Annotated in this window: 19 protein-coding genes; 8 read left to right on the top strand and 11 right to left on the bottom strand. The window is 61.5% G+C overall.

The features are described from left to right. Positions 1-80: 80 nt before the first annotated feature. Both E1K68_RS17390 and E1K68_RS17385 read left to right on the top strand, forming a co-directional pair. Positions 81-1,163 (top strand): catalase family peroxidase, encoded by a 1,083-nt coding sequence (locus tag E1K68_RS17390; protein ID WP_094774511.1) that lies wholly within the window; start codon positions 81-83, stop codon positions 1,161-1,163. Continuing rightward, the gene (locus E1K68_RS17385; protein WP_003192209.1) at positions 1,160-1,699 is read left to right on the top strand and encodes a cytochrome b; all 540 of its coding nucleotides are present in this window, start codon (positions 1,160-1,162) and stop codon (positions 1,697-1,699) included. The genes E1K68_RS17390 and E1K68_RS17385 overlap by 4 nt, the downstream gene beginning before the upstream one ends. A 46-nt stretch (positions 1,700-1,745) precedes the next feature. Here E1K68_RS17385 and E1K68_RS17380 read toward each other — a convergent pair whose 3' ends face one another. After that, on the bottom strand, positions 1,746-2,897 hold the full coding sequence (locus E1K68_RS17380) for a M14-type cytosolic carboxypeptidase (RefSeq protein WP_212614472.1): 1,152 nt from the start codon (positions 2,895-2,897) through the stop codon (positions 1,746-1,748). Between the two features lie 464 nt (positions 2,898-3,361). Then, positions 3,362-3,712, bottom strand: coding sequence for a DUF3077 domain-containing protein (locus E1K68_RS17375; RefSeq protein ID WP_169855972.1), 351 nt, complete (start codon positions 3,710-3,712; stop codon positions 3,362-3,364). Positions 3,713-3,842: 130 nt separating this feature from the next. Between E1K68_RS17375 and E1K68_RS17370 the strand changes: the two genes are divergently transcribed. Beyond that, positions 3,843-4,478, top strand: coding sequence for a S24 family peptidase (locus E1K68_RS17370; protein ID WP_057710328.1), 636 nt, complete (start codon positions 3,843-3,845; stop codon positions 4,476-4,478). On the opposite strand, the gene E1K68_RS17365 is transcribed toward E1K68_RS17370, so the two are convergent. From E1K68_RS17365 to E1K68_RS17350, 4 genes are all read right to left on the bottom strand, one after another. Continuing rightward, entirely contained in the window at positions 4,475-6,400 is a 1,926-nt protein-coding gene (locus E1K68_RS17365; RefSeq protein ID WP_212614471.1) for an acetyl/propionyl/methylcrotonyl-CoA carboxylase subunit alpha, read from the bottom strand. The genes E1K68_RS17370 and E1K68_RS17365 overlap by 4 nt on opposite strands. Then, complete coding sequence (locus tag E1K68_RS17360; protein ID WP_034133789.1) at positions 6,397-7,203, bottom strand: gamma-carboxygeranoyl-CoA hydratase; 807 nt, start codon at positions 7,201-7,203, stop codon at positions 6,397-6,399. The genes E1K68_RS17365 and E1K68_RS17360 overlap by 4 nt, the downstream gene beginning before the upstream one ends. Before the next feature lie 133 nt (positions 7,204-7,336). Further along, positions 7,337-8,944: a carboxyl transferase domain-containing protein gene (locus E1K68_RS17355; protein ID WP_120248983.1), complete on the bottom strand. Its 1,608-nt coding sequence runs from the start codon at positions 8,942-8,944 to the stop codon at positions 7,337-7,339. A gap of 11 nt (positions 8,945-8,955) precedes the next feature. After that, positions 8,956-10,119: an isovaleryl-CoA dehydrogenase gene (locus E1K68_RS17350; RefSeq protein ID WP_003192199.1), complete on the bottom strand. Its 1,164-nt coding sequence runs from the start codon at positions 10,117-10,119 to the stop codon at positions 8,956-8,958. A 150-nt stretch (positions 10,120-10,269) separates the two neighbouring features. Here E1K68_RS17350 and E1K68_RS17345 point away from each other — a divergent pair, with 150 nt between their 5' ends. Further along, the gene (locus E1K68_RS17345; RefSeq protein WP_212614470.1) at positions 10,270-11,901 is read left to right on the top strand and encodes an AMP-binding protein; all 1,632 of its coding nucleotides are present in this window, start codon (positions 10,270-10,272) and stop codon (positions 11,899-11,901) included. Between the two features lie 643 nt (positions 11,902-12,544). Here E1K68_RS17345 and E1K68_RS17340 read toward each other — a convergent pair. The 3 genes from E1K68_RS17340 to E1K68_RS17330 are packed head-to-tail and all read right to left on the bottom strand — an operon-like array spanning position 12,545 to position 14,836. After that, positions 12,545-13,444 carry a hydroxymethylglutaryl-CoA lyase gene (locus tag E1K68_RS17340; RefSeq protein ID WP_212614469.1) on the bottom strand — a complete coding sequence of 300 codons (900 nt, stop codon included), beginning with the start codon at positions 13,442-13,444 and terminating at the stop codon, positions 12,545-12,547. 16 nt (positions 13,445-13,460) lie between these two features. After that, a complete protein-coding gene (locus E1K68_RS17335; protein ID WP_003192195.1) occupies positions 13,461-13,853 on the bottom strand; it encodes a MerR family DNA-binding transcriptional regulator in 393 nt (130 codons plus the stop codon). A 53-nt stretch (positions 13,854-13,906) separates the two neighbouring features. Continuing rightward, the gene (locus tag E1K68_RS17330; RefSeq protein WP_212614468.1) at positions 13,907-14,836 is read right to left on the bottom strand and encodes a LysR family transcriptional regulator; all 930 of its coding nucleotides are present in this window, start codon (positions 14,834-14,836) and stop codon (positions 13,907-13,909) included. Positions 14,837-14,987: 151 nt separating this feature from the next. Here E1K68_RS17330 and E1K68_RS17325 point away from each other — a divergent pair, with 151 nt between their 5' ends. Continuing rightward, positions 14,988-16,217 (top strand): acyl-CoA dehydrogenase, encoded by a 1,230-nt coding sequence (locus tag E1K68_RS17325; RefSeq protein ID WP_034133794.1) that lies wholly within the window; start codon positions 14,988-14,990, stop codon positions 16,215-16,217. 76 nt (positions 16,218-16,293) lie between these two features. On the opposite strand, the gene E1K68_RS17320 is transcribed toward E1K68_RS17325, so the two are convergent. Together E1K68_RS17320 and xthA are read right to left on the bottom strand one after the other, a co-directional pair. Continuing rightward, positions 16,294-17,625 (bottom strand): phosphate ABC transporter substrate-binding/OmpA family protein, encoded by a 1,332-nt coding sequence (locus tag E1K68_RS17320; protein WP_212614467.1) that lies wholly within the window; start codon positions 17,623-17,625, stop codon positions 16,294-16,296. A 210-nt stretch (positions 17,626-17,835) separates the two neighbouring features. Continuing rightward, on the bottom strand, positions 17,836-18,648 hold the full coding sequence (gene xthA / locus E1K68_RS17315) for an exodeoxyribonuclease III (protein ID WP_057710333.1): 813 nt from the start codon (positions 18,646-18,648) through the stop codon (positions 17,836-17,838). A 166-nt stretch (positions 18,649-18,814) separates the two neighbouring features. Between xthA and E1K68_RS17310 the strand changes: the two genes are divergently transcribed. The 3 genes from E1K68_RS17310 to E1K68_RS17300 all read left to right on the top strand — a co-directional run bounded on the left by E1K68_RS17310 (position 18,815) and on the right by E1K68_RS17300 (position 24,943). Beyond that, the gene (locus E1K68_RS17310) at positions 18,815-19,465 is read left to right on the top strand and encodes a GNAT family N-acetyltransferase (protein WP_034133797.1); all 651 of its coding nucleotides are present in this window, start codon (positions 18,815-18,817) and stop codon (positions 19,463-19,465) included. A gap of 64 nt (positions 19,466-19,529) precedes the next feature. Next, positions 19,530-21,257: an autotransporter assembly complex family protein gene (locus E1K68_RS17305; protein ID WP_003192185.1), complete on the top strand. Its 1,728-nt coding sequence runs from the start codon at positions 19,530-19,532 to the stop codon at positions 21,255-21,257. Continuing rightward, positions 21,257-24,943 carry a translocation/assembly module TamB domain-containing protein gene (locus tag E1K68_RS17300; RefSeq protein WP_212614466.1) on the top strand — a complete coding sequence of 1,229 codons (3,687 nt, stop codon included), beginning with the start codon at positions 21,257-21,259 and terminating at the stop codon, positions 24,941-24,943. The genes E1K68_RS17305 and E1K68_RS17300 overlap by 1 nt, the downstream gene beginning before the upstream one ends. Positions 24,944-25,006 lie beyond the last annotated feature (63 nt).

Here is a 25,006-nt window from a genome sequence, read left to right as displayed (position 1 = left end):
GGGAATAGAGCCCATCGGCGTTCGTCTTAATGCTCCGACCTTATGTTTCAGCCTGAGGCCTCTGGCCCTGGAGTTCCTGCATGGTAGATCACTCACCACCACCCCGTCCTCCCTTGAGCACTGCGAGCCTGATCGCACGACTCGCCGGCATCGGTGCCGTGGTTGCGGTTGTTGCCGGCGCATTTGCTTACGTCAATGGCACGCTCGACCCACAGCGCCTGCGGCCAAAAACCTTGGTCAATGCCCTGGAAACCAATAACGGCGTGCATCCGGGCTTTCGCCGTAACCATGCCAAGGGCGTATGCGTGGCGGGTTATTTCCAGAGCAGTAGCGAGGCCCGTGCGTATTCCAGTGCCCAGGTGTTCAGCGAGGCCAAGACCCCGATCATTGGCCGCTTTGCCTTGCCCAGCGGCAACCCCTACGCGCCGGACAGCAGTGTGCCGATTCGCAGCTTTGCCGTGCAATTCAGCCAGGCCAACGGCCAGCAATGGCGTACAGGGATGAACAGCATGCCGGTGTTCCCGGTGGGCACGCCCGAGGCGTTCTACCAATTGCTCAAGGCCGGCGCGCCAGACCCGGCCACGGGCAAGCCGAACCCGTCGAGCATGCCGGCGTTTTTTGCCGCACACCCGGAGACCGCGCCGTTCCTGGCCTGGGTCAAAACCGCCAAGCCATCGGCCAGTTACGCGACTGAAACCTATAACGGCATCAACGCGTTTTACCTGGTGGCTGCCGATGGCAAGCGCCAGGCCGTGCGTTGGGAGGTGGTGCCCCAGAGCCAGGACGCGGCGGGTGATACCGCACCTACGGGCAGTGACTTCCTGGAGCAGGATTTGGTGCGACGCCTGGCTGTCGGGCCGTTGCGTTGGCAGTTGAACATGACCCTGGCCAACCCCGGCGACCCGCTGGACGATGCGAGCAAGACCTGGAGCGGCGCACACAAGGTGCTCAACGCTGGCACCCTTGTGCTGCAAAGCAGCCAGCCCCAGGCAGACGGCGATTGCCGCGATATCAACTTTGACCCGCTGATTCTGCCCAGTGGTATCCAAGCCTCCAACGATCCCTTGCTGGCCGCACGTTCGGCCGCGTATGCCAGTTCGTACCTGCGCCGGGCCGGTGAAGTCAGCCCGTTGCACAGCGCCCCTCAGGAGTCGAAGCCATGAATGCTCAACCGCGATTTTTTGCGCCCTTGGCGCGCGTGCTGCACTGGCTGATGGCGCTGATGATCATCGCCATGCTGTTTATCGGCGCGGGTTTGGCGGCGTCGGTATCGGAGCGCCATGAGTGGCTGATCCACCTGCACAAGCCGCTGGGCATTGCGATTCTGGCATTGGTGATCGTGCGCCTGGCGGTGCGTTTCTCTACGCGCCAGCCGCCGTTGCCAGCGGATTTGCCGGTGTGGCAGAGGCTGGCAGCCAAGGCCTCCCATGTGCTGTTGTACGCGTTGATGCTGGTGTTGCCGCTGCTGGGTTGGGCGATGATTTCAGCGGCCGGTGACCCTGTGATGCTCAGTAGTAACCTGCAACTGCCCGCGCTGCTGGGGGCGAATGCGCCGTTGTTTGCGTTGTTGCGCAAGGCTCATGGTTATTTGGCCTATCTGCTGTTTCTCACCGTACTGGTGCATCTGGCGGCCGCGTTGTTCCACGGTTTGATCCGACGCGATGGTGTCTTGCAAAGCATGACCGGTAGCAAGGATTGACCGCTCTTGTGGCAAGCTCGCTCGCCACAAGAGCTCGCCTCAGGGGTTAGCGCAAACGCCCGACGATATCGGCGATGCTGCTCAATACGTCCTTGCCCAACTGTTTCGAACGATCGCCTGACCAGCCAGTTCGCAGGTTGGGCGCGTCGTCGTTGTCCTTGAAGGGCATTTCCAGGGTCAGGGACAGGCAGTCGTACTTTTCCCCCACCGCGTTGCAGGCCAGGGTCATGTTGGCTTGGCCAGGCAGGTCGCGGGTGTAGCCGTGGGTGGTCTGGAAGTCCCGGGTCAGGTGGCTCAAATGGCTGCGGAAGTGTTTTTCCAGGGCTTCGATACGCGGGGTGTAGCCAGGGTTGCCTTCGCAGCCGGCGGTGAACACGTAGGGGATTTCTTCATCGCCGTGTATGTCGAGGAACATATCCACGCCGTATTTTTCCATCTGTTGCTGGACGAACAGGACTTCGGGGCTGAGTTCCTGGCTGGCGCTTTGCCAGGCGCGGTTGAGGTCCTGGCCCATGGCATTGGTGCGCAGGTGGCCATGGAAGGCACCGTCCGGGTTCACGTTCGGCACCAGGTACAGATCGGCGACGGCCAGCAGTTTTTTCAGTTCGTCGTCGCCGTCTTTTTGCAGGCGCTCAATCACGCCCTCCATAAACCATTCGGCCATGTGTTCGCCGGGGTGCTGCTGGGCGATGATCCACACCTTGCGCCGGCCTTCGATCCCTTTGCCACGGCGCAGCAGTTGGATATCGCGGCCTTCAGCGCTCTTGCCGGTGGCCAGCAGGGTGACTCCGGCGTACTTCAGGGCTTGCTCGATCAACCAGTCGTGGCGTTCACGGCTGTAGGGCTCGAAGTAGGCAAACCAGGCGTACTTTTGCCGGGTCTGGAGAGTGATGTGCAGGATCTCGCCATCAAAACGTGTCGGTACCCGGAACCAGTTGATATGGTCATAGGACGCCACGGCGTTGTAACCGCTCCAGGCATGCTTGTAGGACGAGCGCCCTGCGTTGCTCAAGCGAAAGGTGTGGGTGTGCCCCACGTGCATGCCTTCGGCCTTGAAGTGGAACCATTGGTAGTGATCGCTGCGGGTGTCGGGTTTGATTGCCAGCAACAACTGATAAGCGTCGCTGGCATCCAGGACCTGAATGTTGCCGCTGTCGAAGTCGGTGCTGATCTTGATGGAGGTCAAGGCCACGGTCATAGTCTGGTTGCCTGAATATGAGTGAGGTGGCGGCTATCTTACACAGGGGTTCGGTAAAACCTGGATGCAAAAATTGTTGCAGGGGAGGGGGCGTCATCCGTGACGCCGCGGCAGCTTAGAGTCTATGAGATTGATTCTCAAGCGCTAATTCGCAGATATACGGGCTAGAGCGTTCGGACGACTTTCTTTGAGCGATAGTCTTTTGCTACCATGCGCGCCATCAAGCAACACACAGTCTTCATTAGCCTGAAGCCACGCCAGGGAAACTGGCAAAAAAAAGACCCGGCCAAAGAGCCGGGTCAAAAACCGTGATTAGCCTGATGAGGAGATATTCCAAGAGTCCGACCTAAGGTCTCTTGGTCTATCGACTGATCTCGCGATCAGCTGAGCCCAATAATAATCATTATCATTTGCAAGTCAAATGTTTTTATCCGTGGGATAGAAATATTTTTCTTTCGTGCCTGCTACGCGTTTGCCGCCGCCCCTGGCGCCTGCAACGACCGCTCCACCATCGCTTTCGCCATATCGATCAAATACACCACCGAAAACGCCAGATCACGCTGGTTGCCTTGATGGCTGCACGCCGATTCGTAGGCGGTAGCCGCTGCACTGCGCAACAGGTCCGAGGCGTGTACAAGGGCTTCCTCCTGGCTGATTTGCGGTTTTATCGCGAACAGGGCGCCGTCCGAATCCGGCGTCGACCGATTTTCTTTCAAGTAATAGTCCAGTGCGCGCTGGGCCGCACCACTGTTGCACATGTCGTTTACTTCAGTCAGTTCGGATGTTTCGGGCGTTAAGTGCGTGCGGGTCGTCATAAGCGGCAGTACTCCGGTGGGTGTCGAAATCCTTGGGCTTGATGATAGTACGTATCGTATTCCTGTCGTTTTATGGATTACTACAAACTGTTTATTGCCCGAAAAAATGGGCACCGTATTGTGATGCGTCATGGATAACTGGATAGCGTTGGTCAAAGCCAACATGAAAGACCGCAAGGTCACACAGGATGAACTGGCGCAGCGCCTGGGCATGTCCCAGGGCGGCATCGGCCATTGGCTCAATAAACGCCGTGTGCCGAGCCTGGCGGACATGAACCGCGTACTGGCCGAACTGGGGTTGGGGTATTTGGAGGTGGCGCTGGAAATTCGTGAACGGGCCGCGCAAGTGCCTGAACGGGAATCGCACTACAACCCGTACTTTCGTTACCCGGTCAGCGACTGGAAGCAGGCCTGCGAGCTGCGTGAGGAGCGTGCGCCTTATAGAACCGAGCGCTACGAATTGACCGATTACCACGCCCGAGGCAAGGCATTCTGGCTGCCAGTGAGGGGAGACGCCATGACCGCCCCCACGGGCATGAGCATTGCAGCTGGCATGATGATCCTGGTTGACCCGGCGATCGCGCCCGAGCCCGGTAAATTAGTGCTGGCCCAATGGGCTGGCAACCCCCAGGCCACCTTTCGCCAATTGCAGGAAGAAAGCGGCCAGCACTACCTGGTGCCGCTCAACCCCACTTACCCCAAGGTGCTGCTCACCGACGGCTGTCGCCTCCTGGGTGTAGTGGTGCAGGCCACGGCGAAGTTCTAGCCAGCCGTTTCAAGCTCCACCAACGCGCTGCCTTCGGCCACCATTTCACCTTCCTGGCAGAACAGCGCCTTGACCACCCCGGCGTGGGGCGCTCGGATGCTGTGTTCCATCTTCATGGCTTCGAGCACCACCAGCTGAGCGCCGGCTTCAACGGTTTGACCCAGCTCTACGAGCACTCGCACGATGCTGCCGTTCATCGGTGCGGTGAGGCCGCCCTGATGAGATTGACTGGCCTCGACCGCCGCAATCGGGTTGAACAGGCTGACGGCATGCATCTCGCCGTCCCAGCGCAGGTACAGGCTGCCTTCACTGCGCACCGCCAGATGAGCACGGCGCACGCCCTGATGTTCAGTCAGCAACTGTTCGCCGCATAACTGTGCGGTGTGCCCCGCCAGCGTCACCAGCCGATCCTGCCCATTGCAACTCAGGTGCAGCGACACCTCGGCAGGCAGGCCCGCGCGAAAGCCCTGGTGACTTGCCCAAGGCCCGTCGCCCACCGGCAAGCTCTGCATAAACGCCGCGCCCGCCGCCTGCCAGAACTCATCGCTCAAGGCCCCTGGCGTCGGCAACAACTCATTCTGATAGCGCGGGATAAACCCGGTGTCCAACTCGGCCGCGGCAAACGCAGGATGCCCGATGATGCGCCGCAAAAAGCCCAGGTTGGTCTTGAGCCCACCGACCGCAAACTCATCCAGCATGCTCAATAAGCGCAGGCGCGCTTGTTCGCGGTCTTCACCCCAGGCAATCAACTTGCCGAGCATCGGGTCGTAGAACGGCGACACGCTGTCACCTTGCTCGACGCCGCTATCCACCCGGCGTCCAGGGCCTGGGCTGGACTCGCGGTATAGCGCCAAGTGCCCGGTAGCGGGCAGGAAGTCATTGGCCGGGTCTTCGGCATACAGCCGTACTTCAATCGCATGACCGTTCAACGCGACCTGCTCTTGCGTGATCGGCAGCGCCTCGCCCTGGGCCACCCGAATCTGCCAGGCCACCAGGTCGAGGCCGGTAATCGCTTCGGTCACCGGGTGCTCGACTTGCAGCCGCGTGTTCATCTCCATGAAGAAAAACTCGCCACGGGCATCCAGCAAAAACTCCACCGTGCCCGCGCCGACATATCCGATGGCCTGGGCAGCGCGCACGGCTGCTTCGCCCATGGCCTTGCGCTGCTCCACACTCAAGCCGGGCGCCGGGGCTTCTTCCACGACCTTTTGATGGCGCCGCTGGATCGAGCAGTCGCGCTCATTGAGATACAGGCAATGACCCTGCTGGTCGGCAAACACCTGAATCTCCACATGCCGCGGCTTGAGCAGGTATTTCTCCACCAGCATTTGCCCGTTGCCGAAGGACGACAACGCCTCACGCTGGGCGGAAGCCAGGGCTTCGGCCAGCTGGCTGACATCCTCGACCACCTTCATGCCCTTGCCACCGCCGCCCGCCGTGGCCTTGAGCAGCACCGGGTAGCCGATACGTTCACAGGCGGCGCGGAAGGTCTCCAGGTCCTGGGCCTCGCCGTGATAACCCGGCACCAGCGGTACGCCAGCTGTTTCCATCAGCGCCTTGGCCGCGGATTTGCTGCCCATGGCGTCGATGGCCGAGGCCGGCGGGCCGAGGAAGATCAAGCCTGCCGCCTCGATGGCTCGGGCGAAGCCGGCATTCTCCGAGAGGAAGCCGTAGCCGGGGTGAATCGCCTGGGCGCCGCTGGCGTGGGCGGCGGCAATCAGCTTGTCGATTTGCAGGTAACTGTCGGTGGCTTTGCTGCCGCCCAGGTCGACGCGGATATCGGCTTCACGGCTATGGCGGGCATCGCGGTCGATGGCGCTGTGCACAGCCACAGTGGTCAACCCCATGGCCTTGGCGGTGCGCATGACCCGGCAGGCGATCTCGCCACGGTTGGCCACCAGTACGGTGGTGAGTGTGCTCATGAACGCGGCTCCTGGGTCTGCCAACTCGGCGCACGTTTTTGCAGAAAGGCGCGCAAACCTTCCTGGCCCTCGGCGCTTACCCGGATGCGTGCGATAGCGTTTTCGCAATAGCGGCGCAGTGCGGGGGTGAGGGCACCGTTACCCACTTCACGGAGTAAATCCTTACTGGCGCGCATGGCCGCCGGGCTGTTTTGCAGCAGGTTGGCGACCCACTGGTCCACCTGTTGATCCAGAGTCTCGGCGGGATAACTTTCCGCCAGCAAGCCGATCTCCCGTGCGCGCTGGCCGCCGAACCGCTCGGCCGTCAGGGCATAGCGACGGGCCGCGCGTTCGCCGATGGCCTGCACCACGAACGGGCTGATCACCGCCGGTGCCAGGCCGATACGCACTTCCGACAGGCAGAACTGCGCATCATCGGCGCCGATGGCCATGTCACAGCAACTGATCAGGCCCAGCGCGCCACCGTAGGCCGCGCCTTGCACCACCGCCAGCGTGGGGATTTTCAGCTTGGACAGGTTGTACATCAGCTCCGCCAGTTCCCGGGCGTCGTCCAGGTTGGTGTGGTAGTCCAACTCGGCCGACTGCTGCATCCAGGCGAGGTCGGCGCCGGCACTGAAGTGCTTGCCACGCCCGCGCAGTACCAGGAAACGCAGGGACGGGTCGCCTTGTACGCGGTCAAGAGCCAGGATCAGCTCGCGGATCATCTGGGCGTTGAACGCGTTGTTCTTGGCTTCACGGCTGAGCCACAGCGTGGCAAAGCCACGGCGGTCAGTGATCAGTTCGAGGGTGTTGAAGTCGCTCATGCAAGGAGCTCCATGATAATGAGAGGCCTCCTGTAGGAGCGAGCTTGCTCGCGAAGATCGTCAACGATAACGCGGGGCTTGAGAATGACCGCGTTGCCCTGAGGTTCTTCGCGAGCAAGCTCGCTCCTACAGGTTACATGCGGAACACGCCAAAGCGGCTCGGCTCGATGGGGGCGTTCAGTGCGGCGGACAAGGCCAGGGCCAGCACGTCGCGGGTCTGCAGCGGGTCGATCACGCCGTCATCCCACAAGCGCGCGCTGGAGTAGTAGGGGTGGCCCTGGGTTTCATACTGGTCGAGAATCGGCTGTTTGATCGCGGCTTCCTCCTCGGCACTGAAACCGTTGCCGGCGCGCTCAGCCTGTTCGCGCTTGACCTGCACCAGTACCCCGGCGGCCTGTTCGGCCCCCATCACGCCAATCCGTGCGTTGGGCCACATCCACAAAAAGCGCGGGTCGTAGGCGCGGCCACACATCCCATAGTTACCCGCACCAAAGCTGCCGCCGATGATCACGGTGAATTTCGGCACCTTGGCGCACGCTACGGCGGTGACCAGCTTGGCGCCATGCTTGGCAATGCCACCGGCCTCGTACTTCTGGCCGACCATGAAACCAGTGATGTTTTGCAGGAACAGCAGGGGAATTCCGCGCTGACAGGCCAGTTCGATAAAGTGCGCGCCTTTTTGCGCGGCCTCGGCGAACAGGATGCCGTTGTTGGCCAGGATCGCAATCGGGTAGCCATGCAAGTGCGCAAAGCCGCACACCAGGGTCGTGCCGAACAGGGCCTTGAACTCATCGAACACCGAGCCGTCCACCAGCCGTGCGATGACTTCGCGCACATCAAAGGGTTGCTTGGCATCCGCAGGGATCACGCCGTACAACTCTTCGCTGCTGTACAGCGGCGCCACCGGCGGGCGTTGCAGCAGCTCACCTTGCTTGCGCCAATTGAGGTTGGCCACGCTGCGCCGCGCCAGGGCCAGGGCGTGTTCATCGCTGTCGGCATAGTGGTCGGCCACGCCGGAAATCTTGCAATGCACATCGGCACCGCCCAGGTCTTCGGCGCTCACCACTTCACCGGTGGCGGCTTTCACCAGCGGCGGGCCGGCGAGGAAGATGGTGGCTTGCTGGCGCACCATGATCGCTTCGTCGGCCATGGCCGGCACGTAGGCGCCGCCGGCGGTGCACGAGCCCATCACCACGGCAATCTGGGGAATGCCCTGGGCGCTCATGTTGGCCTGGTTGAAGAAGATCCGCCCGAAGTGCTCGCGGTCGGGGAATACCTCGTCCTGGCGCGGCAGGTTGGCACCACCGGAGTCCACCAGGTAGATACACGGCAGGCGGTTCTGCTCGGCGATGGTCTGGGCGCGCAGGTGTTTTTTAACGGTCAGCGGGTAATAGGAGCCGCCTTTGACCGTGGCATCGTTGGCCACGATCATGCATTCGACGCCTTCCACTCGGCCGATGCCGGCAATCACTCCGGCTGCCGGGACGTCTTCGCCATACACCTGGTGAGCGGCCAGTTGGCTCAGCTCCAGAAACGGCGAGCCCGGGTCGAGCAGACGGTTGATGCGCTCGCGGGGCAACAGCTTGCCGCGTGAGGTGTGGCGTTCCTGGGCCTTGGCGCCGCCACCTTGGTGGACGTGGGCAAGCAGGCTGTGCAGGGCGTCGACCTGTTCAAGCATCGCCGCGCGGTTGGCGGCGAATTCCGCCGAGCGCGGGTTGAGCTGGGTATGCAGGGTAGCCATGGGGCGCTCCTTCAGCGGGTTTCGTTGAACAGTTCGCGACCGATCAACATCCGCCGAATCTCACTGGTGCCCGCACCAATTTCGTAGAGCTTGGCGTCACGCAGCAGGCGCCCGGCGGGGAATTCATTGATATAGCCATTGCCGCCCAGGATCTGGATCGCATCCAGGGCCATTTGCGTGGCGCGCTCGGCGCTGTAAAGAATCACGCCCGCGGCGTCCTTGCGCGTGGTCTCGCCGCGCTCGCATGCCTGGGCCACCGCGTAGAGGTAGGCACGGCTGGCGTTGAGTTGGGTGTACATATCGGCGACCTTGCCCTGGATCAGCTGGAACTCGCCGATGCTCTGGCCGAACTGCTTGCGGTCGTGGATGTAGGGCACGATCAGGTCCATGCACGCCTGCATGATCCCGGTAGGCCCACCGGAGAGCACCACGCGTTCGTAGTCCAGGCCGCTCATCAACACTTTCACGCCGCCATTGAGCACGCCGAGGATGTTGTCTTCGGGTACCTCGACATCGTCAAAAAACAGCTCGCAGGTGTTGGAGCCGCGCATGCCCAGCTTGTCGAATTTGTTGCTGCGGCTGAAGCCTTTCCAGTCGCGCTCGACGATGAAGGCGGTGATGCCGTGGGGGCCTTTTTCCAGGTCGGTCTTGGCGTAGATCACATAGGTGTTGGCGTCCGGGCCGTTGGTGATCCAGGTCTTGCTGCCATTGAGTACGTAATGATCGCCGCGCTTGTCGGCGCGCAGTTTCATCGACACCACGTCAGAACCGGCATTCGGCTCGCTCATGGCCAGGGCGCCGATGTGTTCGCCGCTGATCAGCTTGGGCAGGTACTTGAGTTTTTGTGCGTGGTTGCCGTTGCGGTTGATCTGGTTGACGCACAGGTTGGAGTGCGCGCCGTAGGACAACGCCACCGAAGCCGAGCCGCGGCTGATTTCTTCCATGCTCACCACATGGGCCAGGTATCCCAGGCCAGCACCGCCGTACTCCTCGGGCACGGTGATGCCCAGCAGGCCCATGTCCCCGAACTTGCGCCACAGGTCAGCGGGGAACAGGTTGTCGATGTCGATCTGGGCCGCGCGCGGTGCGATCTCCTTGGCCACGAAGGACTGCACCTGGTCGCGCAGCATGTCGATGGTCTCGCCGAGGGCGAAGTTCAGGGACGGGTAACTCATGGACAGGCACCTTAATGTGAGCTTTGTTGTTGTGTGGGCGGGGCGCGGGAGGAGGGCGCTCACCTTTACGTTAACGTAAGCTTGCGTTACGACGCTGTCAATCGTAGTTTACGTATACGTAAACCTACAAAAAAGATAACAGGGGTCGTTATGGATCAACCGCACCCGAGCTACAGTCGTGGCTCCCAGGACAAGACTTTGCTGGCCATGACCATTGGCCAGGCATTCGATCACACTGTCGCGCAATACCCAGATGGCGAAGCCTTGGTGGTGCGCCACCAGCAGCGGCGCTACACCTGGCGGCAACTGGCCGAGACGGTTGAGCTGCACGCCCGCGCATTCCTCGCCCTGGGTATGCAAACCGGCGACCGCCTGGGTATCTGGGCGCCTAACTGTGCCGAGTGGCTGATCTGCCAGGTGGCAAGCGCCAAGCTCGGGGTGATCCTGGTCAATATCAACCCGGCCTATCGCAGCAGCGAATTGGACTACGTGCTCAAACAATCCGGCTGCCAATGGCTGGTATGCGCCGGCTCGTTCAAAAGCTCCGATTACCACGCCATGCTCCAGGCGCTGAAGCCCGAGCTTCGCGGCCTTCTCAGCCTGGACCCCAGCCCGCCGCCGGAATTCATGCCCTGGTCGCAGTTGGCGGCCCTTGGCGCAGGCGTGTCGCCCGAGCAACTGCACAGCCGCCAGGCCAGCCTGCATTTCGATCAACCTGTGAATATCCAGTACACCTCCGGCACCACCGGCTTCCCCAAGGGCGCCACCCTCAGTCACCACAACATCCTCAATAACGGTTACATGGTCGGTGAAAGCCTGGGCCTGACGGCAGGGGACCGCCTGGTGATCCCAGTGCCGCTGTACCACTGCTTCGGCATGGTCATGGGCAACCTCGGTTGTATCACTCACGGCACCACCATGATCTACCCCAATGACGGCTTCGACCCGTTGCTGACGCTGAGCGCCGTCGCCGAAGAACAAGCCACCGGCTTATATGGCGTGCCGACCATGTTTATTGCGCTGCTCGATCACCCACGCCGGGCCGAGTTCGAGGTGTCCAGCCTGCGCACCGGGATCATGGCCGGGGCGACATGCCCGATCGAGGTGATGCGTCGGGTCATTCATGAGCTGCACATGGCAGAGGTGCAGATTGCCTATGGCATGACTGAAACCAGCCCGGTGTCGCTGCAGACCGGCGCAGATGACGATATCGAACGGCGTGTCACCACGGTGGGCCGCACCCAACCGCAACTGGAAACCAAGATTGTCGACGAGGCCGGTAACACCGTGGCCCGTGGCGTGATCGGTGAACTGTGCACCCGGGGCTACAGCGTGATGCTGGGTTACTGGAACAACCCTGAAGGCACCCGTGAGGCCATCGACGATGCCGGCTGGATGCATACCGGTGACCTGGCGACCATGGATGAGGAGGGTTACGTGTGCATTGCCGGGCGTAACAAGGACATGATCATTCGTGGGGGGGAGAACGTTTACCCGCGGGAGCTGGAAGAGTTTTTCTTTACTCATCCGGCGGTGGCGGACGTGCAGATCGTGGGCATCCCGGATGAGCGTTATGGCGAAGAGATTGTTGCCTGGATCAAGTTCCATCCCGGTCAGGTGGCCAATGAGTTGGAGTTGTTGAGCTGGTGCAAGGACCGCATCGCCCATTTCAAGACGCCCAGGTATTTCAAGATCGTGGATGAGTTTCCGATGACGGTGACGGGCAAGATTCAGAAATTTCGGATGCGCGAGATTTCCATCCAGGAGCTGCAAGCGCGCTGACAACGTCAAACCCTGGTAGCTGGCTTGCCTGCGATGGCGGCCTGACTGCCGGCCCACATCTACCTGATACCCCGCGAACCTGCTGTGCCACCCAAATAGTGAAACCCAGAAAGCACAAAGGGGACCCGAAGGTCCCCTTTAATTTGTCGTTGCGTGCTCTTTTCTTATTATTGAGGGGCGGCCTGTTGTTGTTTTTGGTAGCCGTGGCCCGTACCGCTTTTTTTGGCGACCCCCATCCGGGGTCAAGAGCAAACGTATTTTTTTGAACGCTGACCTGCTTCTTCGTAAACGATCCAACCAGTGGGTAGCTACCTGAGGTAGTTTTATTTTTCTCTATCCGGTTGCGGGTTGCGGCATGCCGTACCCTGGGAAGCACATCTTCTCCAAAAAAATCTGTTAGCTGCGTCTCTGCCGTGTTGTTTTTGTTATGTCAGAGTCGTTTCGTCTTATTTTTATTAGGTTTGGCGCTTTTTATTCTTGTTATGCAATAGAGATAGCAGAACGCGTGCCAACTTTTTAAAAGCCTTTAAAATCAATGGTTTGGTTTTTTGGCCCGCTTTATCTTGCCGTGTGTGCGGCGGATTTTGTTCCCGCGTTACCCGTTACGCCGGCGTGCGGTAACACATTGTCACAGCTGTGCTACTCACCCGGCGTTACGCACCTTCGCCACGCGGGAACCCGTAGGCCGTCCCAGCACCTGGCTGATCTGCTGGCCGGCGCCAATCAAGCGTTCCAGGTCGATGCCCGTGTGGATACCCAGGCCGTTGAGCAGGTACAGCACGTCCTCGGTGGCGACGTTACCGCTGGCGCCTTTGGCGTAAGGGCAGCCGCCCAGGCCGGCGATGGAGCTGTCGAACACCGTGATGCCCTCCAGCAGGCTGGCATAGATGTTGGCGATGGCCTGGCCGTAGGTGTCGTGGAAATGCCCGGCCAGCTTGTCCCTTGGCACCTGTGCGCCGACCACTTCGAACAGGCGCCGGGTAGCGCCCGCGGTGCCGGTGCCGATGGTGTCGCCCAGGGAGACTTCATAACAGCCCATGGCATACAGCTCGCGAGCGACCGCCGCCACTTGCTCCGGGGCGATCACGCCTTCATAGGGGCAACCCAGCACACAGGACACATAACCGCGCACGCTCACGCCGTGCTGCTTGGCCGAGGCCATGATCGGCGCGAAGCGCTCCAGGCTTTCGCTGATGGAGCAATTGATATTGCGCTGGGAAAACGCCTCGGAGGCCGCCGCAAACACCGCGACTTCCTTGACCCCGGCTGCCAGCGCATCCTCGAAGCCGCGCATGTTCGGTGCCAGGGCGCCATAGGTCACACCGGGCTTGCGCTGGATCTGCGCAAAGACCTCGGCGGAGCCGGCCATTTGCGGCACCCACTTGGGTGAGACAAAACTGCCGACTTCGATGTAGCTCAAACCGGCGGCGCTCAGGGCGTCTACCAGTTGGACCTTATCCGCCACGCTGATGGGCTGGGCTTCGTTCTGCAAACCGTCGCGCGGGCCGACTTCAACCAGGCGTACGTGGGAGGGGAGGGACATGGCAGTTACCTTCTGGTCAATGGCCGGCTTGGCTGATGGTCTGCGCCAGGGCCTGGGTGCAACGCTCTTCAGCGGTGTCCAGTTCCAGCTTCATCTGTTCGATATCCAGCAGTTGCTGTTCCAACTGCTCACGGCGTTCGGCGATCTTGGCCAGCATGCTGTTGAGTTGGATCTGGTTGCCGCCGGTGGGGTCGTAGAGTTCGATCAGCTCGCGGCATTCGGCCAGGGAGAAGCCGATGCGCTTGCCACGCAGGATCAGCTTGAGGCTGACCTTGTCGCGCGCCGAGTAGATGCGCTCCTGGCCCCGACGCTCCGGGGCCAGCAGGCCTTGTTCTTCATAGAAACGAATGGCGCGGGTGGTGATGTCGAGCTCGCGGGCGAGGTCGGAGATGCTGTAGGTGGTGCTCATGGCGGTGCTCAAGGAAGTCTTGGCGCTAAGCTAATTGCAGGTTGACGTAAACGTCAAGGCTGCTGGGCTTTCTTTTCCTGGGCCGTCACCTGCTGGCACAACTCGATCATCTGTTCACGCATCCAGCGGTTTGCCGGGTCCTGGTCGGTGCTTTCGTGCCAGTACAAATGGGTTTCCACCGGCGGCACGTTGTTGACCGGCAGATTGAACCAGTGCAGTTCATGACGGCGGGCGAAACGCTCGGGCACGGTCATCACCATGTCGGTCTGTTGCAGCACCTGGGAGGCCATCAGGTAATGCTGGGAACGCAGGGCAATCTTGCGCTGGATGCCCATCTTGCCCAGGGCCAGGTCCACATAACCCAAGCCGTTGCGACGGCTGGAGATATGGATATGGGTCAGCGACAGGTAATCATCCAGCGTGAATTTGTCCTTGCCCGCCATCGGATGGCCCTTGCGCATGGCACACACGTAGCGGTCTTCCATCAGCTTGACGTGACGCACCTGCGGGTCAGTGTTGAGCGGCGCATCCACGGCAAAATCCAGGCGCCCGGCCGCGAGTTCCTTGGTGGTTTCGCGGCGTTTGGACAGGAAGCTCTCGATCACCACCGTCGGCGCCAGGCGACGCAGGCGCTGGAACAGCAGCGGCAGGATCACGGCTTCGGTCAGATCGGTCATGCTGATGCGGTAGGTCTTGGCCGCCTGCTGCGGGTTGAAGATGCGGCTTTCCTGCACCGACACGCGCAGCAACGACAACGCATTGCGTACCGGGCCGATGATGTTCTGCGCCATCGGCGTGGGCACCATGCCTTGGGCAGTACGCACGAACAGCGGGTCGTTGAAGGTCTCGCGCAACCGCGCCAGGGCGTTGGACACCGCTGGCTGGGTGATACCGACAATCTGCCCGGCGCGGGTCAGGTTGGCTTCGGTGTAGATCGCATCGAAGACGATGAAGAGGTTGAGATCGACCTTGCTCAGATTCATTTCGTTGCGCTCTTATTGTTAGGTGCTCATACGCCGATCATATATCGGTGATGAATGTTAATACACGCCGAGAATAGGCTAGGTAAATTATCAGCGCTGTTCTAGCATCGAATGCATGACCTAAACAACCTCTCAGAGAAGGGAGCTGCTCATGGATTTCGCCTATTCGCCCAAGGTTCAGGAACTGCGTGAACGCGTCACTGCGTTCATGGACACTTATGTCTACCCGGCCGAACCGGTGTTCGAACGCCAAGTCAGCGAAGGTGATCGCTGGCAGCCCACGGCAATCATGGAAGAACTCAAGGCCAAGGCGAAGGCCGAGGGCTTGTGGAACCTGTTCCTGCCGGAATCCGAACTGGGCGCCGGCCTGAGCAACCTTGAATACGCACCCTTGGCAGAAATCATGGGCCGCTCGTTGCTGGGCCCGGAGCCGTTCAACTGCTCCGCCCCCGACACCGGCAATATGGAAGTGTTGGTGCGCTACGCCAACGAAGAGCAGAAGCAGCGCTGGCTCGAACCCCTGCTGCGCGGCGAGATCCGCTCGGCCTTTGCCATGACCGAACCGGATGTGGCGTCCTCGGACGCCACCAACATGGCCGCCCGCGCCGAACGCCAGGGCGACGAGTGGGTGATCAACGGCAAGAAATGGTGGACTTCTGGCGCCTGCGACCCGCGTTGCAAGATCCTGATCTTCATGGGCCTGAGCAACCCCGATGCACCGCGCCATCAGCAGCACTCGATGATCCTGGTGCCGGTCGATACCCCAGGCGTGAAAATCCTGCGACCGCTGCCGGTATTCGGTTACGACGATGCGCCTCACGGCCATGCCGAAGTGCTGTTCGACAATGTGCGCGTACCCTATGAAAACGTATTGCTGGGCGAAGGCCGTGGCTTCGAGATCGCCCAGGGCCGCCTTGGCCCAGGCCGTATCCACCACTGCATGCGTTCGATCGGCATGGCCGAGCGAGCATTGGAATTGATGTGCAAACGCTCGGTCAGCCGCACCGCCTTCGGCAAGCCCTTGGCGCGGTTGGGGGGCAATATCGACAAGATCGCCGACTCGCGCATGGAAATTGACATGGCCCGCCTGCTGACCTTGAAAGCGGCGTACATGATGGACACCGTGGGCAACAAAGTGGCGAAAAGCGAAATTGCCCAGATCAAGGTGGTGGCGCCGAATGTGGCCTTGAAGGTTATCGACCGCGCAATCCAGATGCACGGCGGCGCCGGGGTCTCCAACGACTTCCCGCTGGCCTATATGTACGCCATGCAACGCACCCTGCGCCTGGCCGACGGCCCGGACGAAGTGCACCGCGCGGCGATTGGCAAGTTTGAGATCGGCAAGTATGTGCCGCGGGAATTGATGCGCGGCGGGCAGTAACACCGCGTCGCCTGTGATGATCGTTGATGATGATGATCGTTCCCACGCTCTGCGTGGGAACGATCTTCAACGATCCTCAGTATACCCACACCTCCACCCGCCGATTCTTGATCCGGCCCTCATCCGCCGTATTGGCCGCCACCGGCATCTGCGCGCCAAACCCGCGAATATCCTTGAGCACCACGCCGCTCTTGACCAGCTCCCGGCGCACTGCCATCGCCCGCAATTTCGACAACAAAGCTGCACGTTGTGGGTCATTCTTGGTGTCGCCAAACCCCACCAGCGTCACCTGTTTATCCAGCTTGCCGTGGCTTCTGATATAGGCCACCACCCGCTGCACATCCTGGCGCGCCTTGTTGTCGAGGCTGGCGCTGCCCTCGTCGAAGCGAAAATTCACCGTCAGGCGCTGAGCGTCGCGGGCGATGGCCTGGTAGTCGTCGGGCATCGACGGGCGCGGCGCCACGCCAATCGCTTGCACCTGCTGGGCGATAAAGCCATTGGCGGCCACAATCGCCTGGCCCTGGCTGCCTTGGGTAAAGTCCACCAACGCCTTGGCCCACGGGTTGGGGGAGGAGGGTGGCAAGTAGAAGAACAGCCGGCGTGACAGCGGGTAATCCTCGGTGGCGATCAGGCTGGTCAGCGGCAGCATCGGTTGCGAGTCGCCGTCGACAATCGCCACCGCCTTGGCCTGGCGCACAGAGGGCAGGCCGATAAAACCGATGCCCTGGGGGTCTTGGCTCACCGCATCGGACAGCTGTTCGCTGGATTCAAAGCGCTTGGCCGACGGCGCGAGCGGTTGGCCGCGGCGGCTCAGCACCAGTTCCCGGAAGGTGTCGAAGGTGCCGGATTGATCATCCCGGGCATATAAATGAATGGCCCCGCCTGTACCGCCCAGTGCCTCCCAGGTGCTGACTTCGCCGTTGAAGATCTGCGCCAATTGTTCGGTGTTCAGGGTACTGAGCGGGTTACGCGGGTTGACGATAATTGCCAAGCCATCGATGGCGATCACATGCTCGGCGCCTGGGCTTTTCAAATCACCTAAGGGGGCGAGGTCCACCAGCTCGTTGTCTTTGATCGGGCGGGACGCTGCAGCGAGGTCGGCGCGGTTGTTTTTCAGCGCCGTAAAGCCGGTGCTGGAACCGTGGGCCGCGACCTCGATGGTGACCGTCTGGCCTTGGCGTGTCTTGCCGACCACGCGCTGTTCATTGGCCCCCGCACCCGCTTCAGCGTGTACGTCCTGCAAGCCCTGATGCTCCATCAAACCCTTGACCAGCGCCGGGCCGAGTGCCGCGCCGATGGTGTTGGAGCCCTGGATGCGCAGGGCCGGGCCTTGGTCGGGAATGGGCAGAGGGGCCGCCACGGCGGGGAGGGCGATTGCAAAACACAGGAACAGAACGCGCAGCATCATGCCGGCACCGTCTCAAGCCAAAGGGAGTACCGCAAGATTAAGTCAGTTGGATTGCAGCCATATGACCAACACGGGCGCTGGCAAACCCTGATGCCCTGTAGGAGCGAGCTTGCTCGCGAAGAGCGTCAACGATAACGCAGCGAATCTGTTTTAACGCGGCGCTTTCAAGTTCTTCGCGAGCAAGCTCGCTCCTACAATCTATTTTTGAGGTCAGCTCAGTTCCAACCAGATCGGCGCATGGTCCGACGGTTTTTCCAGCCCGCGCAGGTCGTAATCCACCCCCGCATCCTTGACCCGTGGCACCAACCCGGTGGATGCCATGATCACATCAATGCGCAGCCCGCGCTTGGGCTCGTCCTCAAACCCACGGCTGCGGTAATCGAACCAGCTGAAGCGGTCGGTCACATCCGGGTTGAGGTGGCGGAAGCTGTCCACCAGGCCCCAGTTCTTCAAGCGTGCCATCCACTCGCGTTCTTCCGGCAGGAAGCTGCACTTGCCGGTTTTCAGCCAGCGCTTGGCGTTGTCTGCGCCGATGCCGATATCGCAGTCCTCTGGGGAAATGTTCACGTCGCCCATCACCACCAGCGCCTGGTCGTTGCTGAACTGGGTTTCCAGCAGGTGCTGCAAGTCTGCATAGAAGCGCTGCTTGGCCGGGAACTTGGTCGGGTGGTCGCGGCTTTCGCCCTGCGGGAAGTAGCCGTTCATGATGGTTACCGGCTGGCCGTTTTCGTCGGCGAAGGTGCCCCAGATAAACCGGCGTTGGGCGTCTTCTTCATCGCTGGCAAAGCCTTTGTGCACGCTCAACGCTTCTTTGCGCGAGAGCAGGGCTACGCCGTAGTGGCCTTTCTGCCCGTGGTAGTACACGTGATAACCCAGGGCCTGCACCTCGGCCAACGGGAACTGATCATCGTGAACCTTGGTTTCCTGCAAACCGATCACGTCCGGTTGATGCTTTTCAATCAGCGCCGCCAACTGATGAGGGCGAGCACGCAGCCCGTTGATATTGAAGGAGACGATTTTCATGGTCGGCAGTCCAGTCTGGCAAAAGGGCGATGCTAGCCGACAAGTCGGACGGGGGCCAGCGTGGCGGTAGGGTGAATGCGCTGCTAATGTGGGAACGACTGGAGCTGTGCAGGTTCGTACCCATAAGAACGCCATGTTTGAGTGGCGCCCAGGGAGATTGATTGTTATGCCAGACACTTCGACGGCCACTGCCGAAATCCGCCTGCTCAATAGCGGTTACTCCCGCGAAGCGCGATCCCTGCTGTACCAGGCGTATCGCCATGAGCCGACCTTCGCCTACATCTTCGAAGCCGAGCGGGCGGGCTATGAGCAGCGGGTACGTGCCACTGTGCGCGAACTGGTCAAGCAGCACTTCTTTCAGAAACTCCCGGCCATCGGCCTGTTCGTCAACGACCGGCTGATCGGCATCGCCTTGATTGCACCGCCCCAGCGGCGCCTGGGCATCACCGAAAGCTGGGCCTGGCAAATCCGTATGTGGCTGAGCACCGGCGTGCGCGGTACGCGGCGTTACCTGGAATACCATCATGCCGTCATGGCGTGCCTGCCCACCGAGTCTGTGCATGTGTTGCCGCTGCTGGGCATTCACCCGCAGTTCCAGGGCAAGCACCATGGTGAGCAGTTGCTGGAAGCGGTACACAATTGGTGTGCCGACGATCCGCATTCATCCGGCGTGGTGCTCGACACCGGCAACTCCCGTTACCTGGATTTCTACAAGCGCCAGGGCTATGAGGAAATCGGCGAAGTCGCCGTAGGGCCGGTGCGCGAGCATGTGTTTTTCCATCCCAATCCCCAGGCGTTACATCCTGCAACGGCTTAGAACAGAATTATTCAGACTAATCCTGGTTCAAAGTTCCTCCCTCGCTCGTGTAGCATCCGCGCCTATGAAGTTTCCAGGAAGATTTACCAGCGGCTTGATTCTGCTGTTCACAAGCTGCGGCGCCTTGGCGCAAAGCGAATTGGACGTGCGGATCAAACCCTCAAACGACGCGCTGAAAGCCAACATCGAAGGCTACATCGGCGGGGTAGGCGATCGTGATGAAGAAGCCTTGCTGCGGTTCAGCCGTGGCGCCGAGGAGCAGGCGCGTAAAGCTGCGCAGGCCCTGGGCTACTATCAGCCACAGATCGCCAGCGATGTGAAGGGCGGCAAGAACCCGCGCCTGACCCTCACCATCGACCCCGGCGAACCGGTGCATTTGCGCAACGTGACCCTGCGAGTCGATGGCCCGGCTGCGAGCCTCAAGGCCTTTCGCGTGCCCGCCAGCGACGACCTCAAATCCGGCGCCGTGCTCAACCACGGCCATTACGAAGACGCCAAGCGCCTGATCCAGAACCAGGCCTCGCGCTACGGGTTTTTCAGTGGGCGCTTCACCAGCCAGAAACTTGCCGTAGACCCTCAAGCGGGCGTGGCCGACATCGAACTCATTTACGACAGCGGCCCACGCTACAGCATGGGCAAGGTCAGCTTCACCGGCGACACGCCCTTTGATGAAGAACTGTTGCAGCGCATGGTGCCGTTCAAGCCCGGCACGCCTTATGACTCCGAGCTGGTCGCCGAACTCAATCAGAACCTGCAAGCCAGCGGCTTCTTTGAAGGCGTGCGCGTCGACGCCAGCCCCACCGCCGCCACCGATGACGTGATCCCGGTGGCGGTGCAACTGGACACCCGCAAGCCGCGCACCATGGGCCTGGGCCTGGGTTACTCCACCGACGTCGGCCCACGGGGCAAAGCCAACTGGACGCGCCATTGGGTCAACCCCCAGGGCCACAGTTATGGCTGGGAAGCCGAACTGTCGGCGCCACGGCAGAACGTCGGGCTGTGGTACGACATCCCCCTCGACCCGCCGCTCACCGACAAACTGCGCTTTGCCGGCGGCTACCAGAATGAAGAAATCGCCAACACCGACACCCTGAGCAAGCTGCTCACCATCGGCCCCGAATGGCACAGCAAATTGCCCAGTGGCTGGACCCGGGTGATCTCCCTCAAGTACCAGCGCGAAGAATATCGTCTGGGCAATGATTCGGGTCTGAGTAACCTGCTGATGCCGGGCGTGAGTTATTCCTACCTGCGCAGCGACAACCGCATCGACCCGCACCACGGCTACCGCCTGATGTTCGACACCAAGGTCGCCAAGGAGGGCGCGGGGTCCGACACCAACCTGCTTTACGGCACGGCGACTATCAAGGGCCTGACCACCTTGTGGGACAACCACCGCTTCCTGGGCCGTGCGCAATTTGGCGGCAGTGCCACCAATGGCTACAAATCCGTGCCGCCTTCCTTGCGCTTCTTTGCCGGTGGCGACCAGAGCGTGCGCGGCTACGAGTACCAGACGCTGTCGCCCGAGAACGATCGCGGCGACCGCATCGGTGGCCGCTACATGGTGGCCTTGAGCGCCGAGTATCAATATTCCATCACCGATAAATGGCGTATCGCGACCTTTGTCGACCAGGGCAACTCCTTCAACAACCTCGACTTGCCCAGCCTGAAAACCGGCGTGGGCGTCGGCGTGCGCTGGGTGTCGCCAGTGGGGCCGATTCGCCTCGACCTGGCCCATGCCCTCGAAGATCCGGGCGGCGTTCGCTTGCACTTTTCCATGGGGCCTGAGCTGTGATGCGTGGTTTGAAAATAGCGGGGCTGGCGCTGGTCGCCATCCTCGCCTTGCTGGTGTTGGCGCTGTGGTCGGTGCTCGGCACCCAGGCGGGCAGTCGCTGGGCCCTGGGCCAGGTGCCAGGTTTGAGCGTGGAAAATTTCCAGGGCCGTTTGGGCGGGCAGTGGAGCGCCGACCATCTGCTGTGGCAGCAGGATGGCAGCCGCGTCGAGTTGAATGCCCCTACGTTTGAATGGTCGCCCGGCTGCCTGCTGCGCATGACCCTGTGCATCAACCGACTGGATGTGGAACAGGTCAGCCTGGAATTCGCCCCCAGTGCCGAAGAGAGCGACAGCCGGCCGATTCAACTGCCCGACCTGAAGCTGCCGGTTGCCCTGCAGTTGGGCGATGTGCGCATCGGCAGCCTGCTGTTCAACGGCAATGAAGAACTCAAGGGCCTGCAACTGGCGGCGCACTGGACTACCGCCGGCCTGCAGATCGACGCGGTGCATCTACAGCGCGATGACCTGGTGCTGGACCTCGCCGGCCTGCTGCAACCCAACGGCGATTGGCCGCTGAATGCCACCGGTAACCTGAGCTTGCCCTATGCGCCGGGCGGAGCACCCTGGACCATCGCCCTCAAGCTCGACGGCGACCTGCTCAAAACCCTCAAGCTCGACGCCGACAGCAGCGGCTACCTGCCGGCCAAGCTCACTGGCGAGCTGCAACCCCTGGCGGAAAACCTGCCGGCGCAGGTGCACATCACCTCCGAGTCGTTCAAACCCAGCGCAGACCTGCCCGATACCCTGCAACTCAACCAATTGGACCTGAGCGCCAAAGGTGACCTGAGCAATGGCTACCAGTTGCTGGGCAAGGCCGTGCTACCGGCCGAAAAAGGCCCGGTGGATTTACTGCTCAAGGGCAAGGTTGACGCCAAGGGCGCGCAGATTGCCGGCCTGGACCTGACGGCCGGCGACAAGCAAAGCCTCAAGCTCAGTGCCAACCTGGACTGGCAGCAAGGCTTCAGCGCGGACGCCAAGATCGACTGGCTGGATTTTCCCTGGCACCGCCTCTATCCGGTCATCGACGAACCGCAAGTGGCCTTGCGCACCTTCAACGGTGAAATCTCCTATAAAGACGGCAACTACCTGGGCAATATCAAGGCTGACCTCGACGGCCCGGCGGGCAAGTTCAATGTGGTCACCCCCTTCAGTGGCGACCTCAAGCAGGTCTTCCTGCCTGAGCTGAAACTGAGTGCCGGCCAAGGCAAGGCCGAAGGCCACCTGAACCTGCAATTTGCCGACGGCATTGCCTGGGACACCGCCCTGGATCTGTCGGCGCTGAACCCGGCCTATTGGGTCGCGGAGCTGCCCGGCACCCTGGCCGGACCGCTGCGCAGCAAAGGCGAGTTCAAGAATGAACAGCTCAAGCTCAACGCCGACCTCGACCTCAAGGGTCGCCTGCGTGGCCAAACCGCCGTGCTCGCGGCCAAGGCCGAAGGCGCCGGCGAACAATGGACCCTCGCCAACCTGGACATCCGCCTGGGCGACAACCGCATCAACGGCAGCGGCAGCCTGCAACAGCGCCTGGCCGGGCAGATCGACATCAAGCTGGCACGCCTGGCCCAGCTCTGGCCGCAACTGCGCGGGCAAGTCAACGGGCGTGTCGAGGTGGCCGGCACCTTGAAAGCGCCTCAAGGCAAGCTCGACCTCAAGGGCCAGCAACTGGCCTTTGCCGACAACCGCCTGCAAAGCCTCAACCTGGACGCCAACCTCGATAGCGCCCAGCGCGCCAAGCTCGACCTCAAGGCCAACGGCATTCAAAGCGGCGAGACGCAAGTCGGCAACCTTACCGCCAGCGCCCAGGGCGACATCAAGAACCAGAAGGTCCAACTGGCCCTGACCGGCCCGCTGGTCAAACTAGCCCTGGCCCTGGATGGCAACCTCGACAAAGACAACTGGCGCGGGCGCCTGGCCAGTGGCGACGTGCAAGCCGGTGGCCAGGACTGGCGGCTGCAAGCCCCGGCGAAGATCGAACGCCTGGCCGATGGCAAGCTGACCTTCGGCGCGCACTGCTGGGTCTCCGGCGGCGCCAGCCTGTGTGGGGAAGACCAGCGCCTGATGCCCGAGCCGAAGTTGCGTTACCACCTCAAGCAATTTCCCCTCGACAGCCTTGCGGCATTTTTGCCCAAAGACTTCGCCTGGCAGGGCAAGCTCAATGCTGACGTGCAGCTTGACCTGCCTGAAAGCGGCCCAAAGGGTGTGGTAGCGGTAGATGCCAGCGGTGGCACCTTGCGCGTGCGTGACAAGGGCCAATGGTTGGATTTCCCCTACAACACCCTGAAGCTGGAAACCACCCTCAATCCCAAGCGCATCGACACTCAGCTCAACTTTCATGGCGGCAAGCTCGGCGAGTTGCTGTTGCAGGCGCAGATCAACCCGCTGCCGAACAACAAGCCAATCACCGGCAACTTCAGCCTTACTGGCCTGGACCTCGCCGTGGCGCGGCCCTTTGTGCCAATGGTTGAAAAACTCACCGGCAAGCTCAACGGCAGCGGCCGTATCTCCGGCGGGTTGCTCGCGCCGCAGATCAACGGCAACCTGAACCTGGTGGACGGTGAAGTCTCCGGGCCGGAGTTGCCCATCAGCCTCGAGGGCCTGAACCTGCAGGCGCAGATCGCCGGTGAAAGCGTGCAGCTCAACGGCGGCTGGCACAGCGGCAAGGCCGGGCAGGGCAGCCTCACGGGGCAGATCGACTGGGGCCGTGCCCTGGTGGTCGACCTCAGCCTCAAAGGCTCGCAACTGCCAGTCACCGTGGAACCCTACGCCAAGCTGGAAGTGGCGCCCGACCTGAAGATCAGCCTCAAGGACGACAAACTGGCGATTGCCGGCAAAGTCCACATCCCCCGTGGCGACATCACCGTGCGCGAACTGCCGCCTTCGACGGTCAAGGTGTCCGACGACACCGTGATCATTGGCAGCCAGACCGAAGAGGGCAAAGCGCCGATGGCCATGGCCATGGATATCGACGTGGAGGTAGGCGAAGACCAGCTCAACTTCTCCGGCTTCGGCCTCACCGCCAAGGTCCAGGGCCATGTGCATATCGGCGACAACATGGACACCCGCGGCGAGCTGTGGCTAAACGACGGCCGCTACCGCGCCTACGGCCAACGCCTCAACGTGCGCCGTGCACGGCTGCTGTTTGCCGGGCCGCTGGACCAGCCCTTCCTGGACATCGAAGCCGTGCGCGTGGTGATCGAATCGTCGCGCACCGTGACCGCCGGTATACGCCTGAGCGGCAGCGCCGAACAGCCCACCACGCAGATCTTCTCCGAGCCGGCCATGGCCCAGGAAGATGCGTTGTCATACCTGGTGCTGGGTCGTTCGCGCACCAACACCGGCGAAGACAACAACATGCTCGCCGAAGCCGCCCTGGGCCTGGGCTTGATGGGCAGCGCCGGGGTGACCACGGATATCGCCAATAAGCTGGGGATTCAGGATTTTGATCTGGACACCCAAGGCACCGGCAACAGTACTGCGGTGGTGGCCAGCGGCAAGATCAACGAGAAGCTCAGCCTGCGTTATGGGGTAGGGGTGTTCGAACCGGCCAACACCATTGCCTTGCGCTACCTGCTGAGCAAGAAGGTGTACCTGGAAGTGGCGACGGGTGTGGCCAGCTCCCTGGATATCTTTTACAAGCGCGATTTCTAAGCCTTGCCCGGTCAAAAAATGTAGGAGCGAGCTGGCTCGCGAAAAACGTCAACGATAACGCGT

It is taken from the genome of Pseudomonas sp. B2021 (genome assembly GCF_018135665.1).
Lineage (GTDB): Bacteria > Pseudomonadota > Gammaproteobacteria > Pseudomonadales > Pseudomonadaceae > Aquipseudomonas > Aquipseudomonas lactis.
Note: the sequence above shows the minus strand (reverse complement) of the source record. Positions and strands in the feature narration are given on the sequence as shown.

Excerpts from the sequence above, each read along its gene's own strand:
- E1K68_RS17325 (WP_034133794.1), top strand. The coding sequence starts at position 14,988 with ATGGATTTCGCCTATTCGCCCAAGGTTCAGGAACTGCGTGAACGCGTC.
- E1K68_RS17355 (WP_120248983.1), bottom strand. The coding sequence starts at position 8,944 with ATGGCTACCCTGCATACCCAGCTCAACCCGCGCTCGGCGGAATTCGCC.
- xthA (WP_057710333.1), bottom strand. The coding sequence starts at position 18,648 with ATGAAAATCGTCTCCTTCAATATCAACGGGCTGCGTGCTCGCCCTCAT.
- E1K68_RS17330 (WP_212614468.1), bottom strand. The coding sequence starts at position 14,836 with ATGAATCTGAGCAAGGTCGATCTCAACCTCTTCATCGTCTTCGATGCG.
- E1K68_RS17310 (WP_034133797.1), top strand. The coding sequence starts at position 18,815 with ATGCCAGACACTTCGACGGCCACTGCCGAAATCCGCCTGCTCAATAGC.
- E1K68_RS17335 (WP_003192195.1), bottom strand. The coding sequence starts at position 13,853 with ATGAGCACCACCTACAGCATCTCCGACCTCGCCCGCGAGCTCGACATC.
- E1K68_RS17370 (WP_057710328.1), top strand. The coding sequence starts at position 3,843 with ATGGATAACTGGATAGCGTTGGTCAAAGCCAACATGAAAGACCGCAAG.
- E1K68_RS17390 (WP_094774511.1), top strand. The coding sequence starts at position 81 with ATGGTAGATCACTCACCACCACCCCGTCCTCCCTTGAGCACTGCGAGC.
- E1K68_RS17375 (WP_169855972.1), bottom strand. The coding sequence starts at position 3,712 with ATGACGACCCGCACGCACTTAACGCCCGAAACATCCGAACTGACTGAA.
- E1K68_RS17380 (WP_212614472.1), bottom strand. The coding sequence starts at position 2,897 with ATGACCGTGGCCTTGACCTCCATCAAGATCAGCACCGACTTCGACAGC.
- E1K68_RS17385 (WP_003192209.1), top strand. The coding sequence starts at position 1,160 with ATGAATGCTCAACCGCGATTTTTTGCGCCCTTGGCGCGCGTGCTGCAC.
- E1K68_RS17365 (WP_212614471.1), bottom strand. The coding sequence starts at position 6,400 with ATGAGCACACTCACCACCGTACTGGTGGCCAACCGTGGCGAGATCGCC.
- E1K68_RS17305 (WP_003192185.1), top strand. The coding sequence starts at position 19,530 with ATGAAGTTTCCAGGAAGATTTACCAGCGGCTTGATTCTGCTGTTCACA.
- E1K68_RS17360 (WP_034133789.1), bottom strand. The coding sequence starts at position 7,203 with ATGAGCGACTTCAACACCCTCGAACTGATCACTGACCGCCGTGGCTTT.
- E1K68_RS17345 (WP_212614470.1), top strand. The coding sequence starts at position 10,270 with ATGGATCAACCGCACCCGAGCTACAGTCGTGGCTCCCAGGACAAGACT.
- E1K68_RS17320 (WP_212614467.1), bottom strand. The coding sequence starts at position 17,625 with ATGATGCTGCGCGTTCTGTTCCTGTGTTTTGCAATCGCCCTCCCCGCC.
- E1K68_RS17300 (WP_212614466.1), top strand. The coding sequence starts at position 21,257 with ATGCGTGGTTTGAAAATAGCGGGGCTGGCGCTGGTCGCCATCCTCGCC.
- E1K68_RS17340 (WP_212614469.1), bottom strand. The coding sequence starts at position 13,444 with ATGTCCCTCCCCTCCCACGTACGCCTGGTTGAAGTCGGCCCGCGCGAC.
- E1K68_RS17350 (WP_003192199.1), bottom strand. The coding sequence starts at position 10,119 with ATGAGTTACCCGTCCCTGAACTTCGCCCTCGGCGAGACCATCGACATG.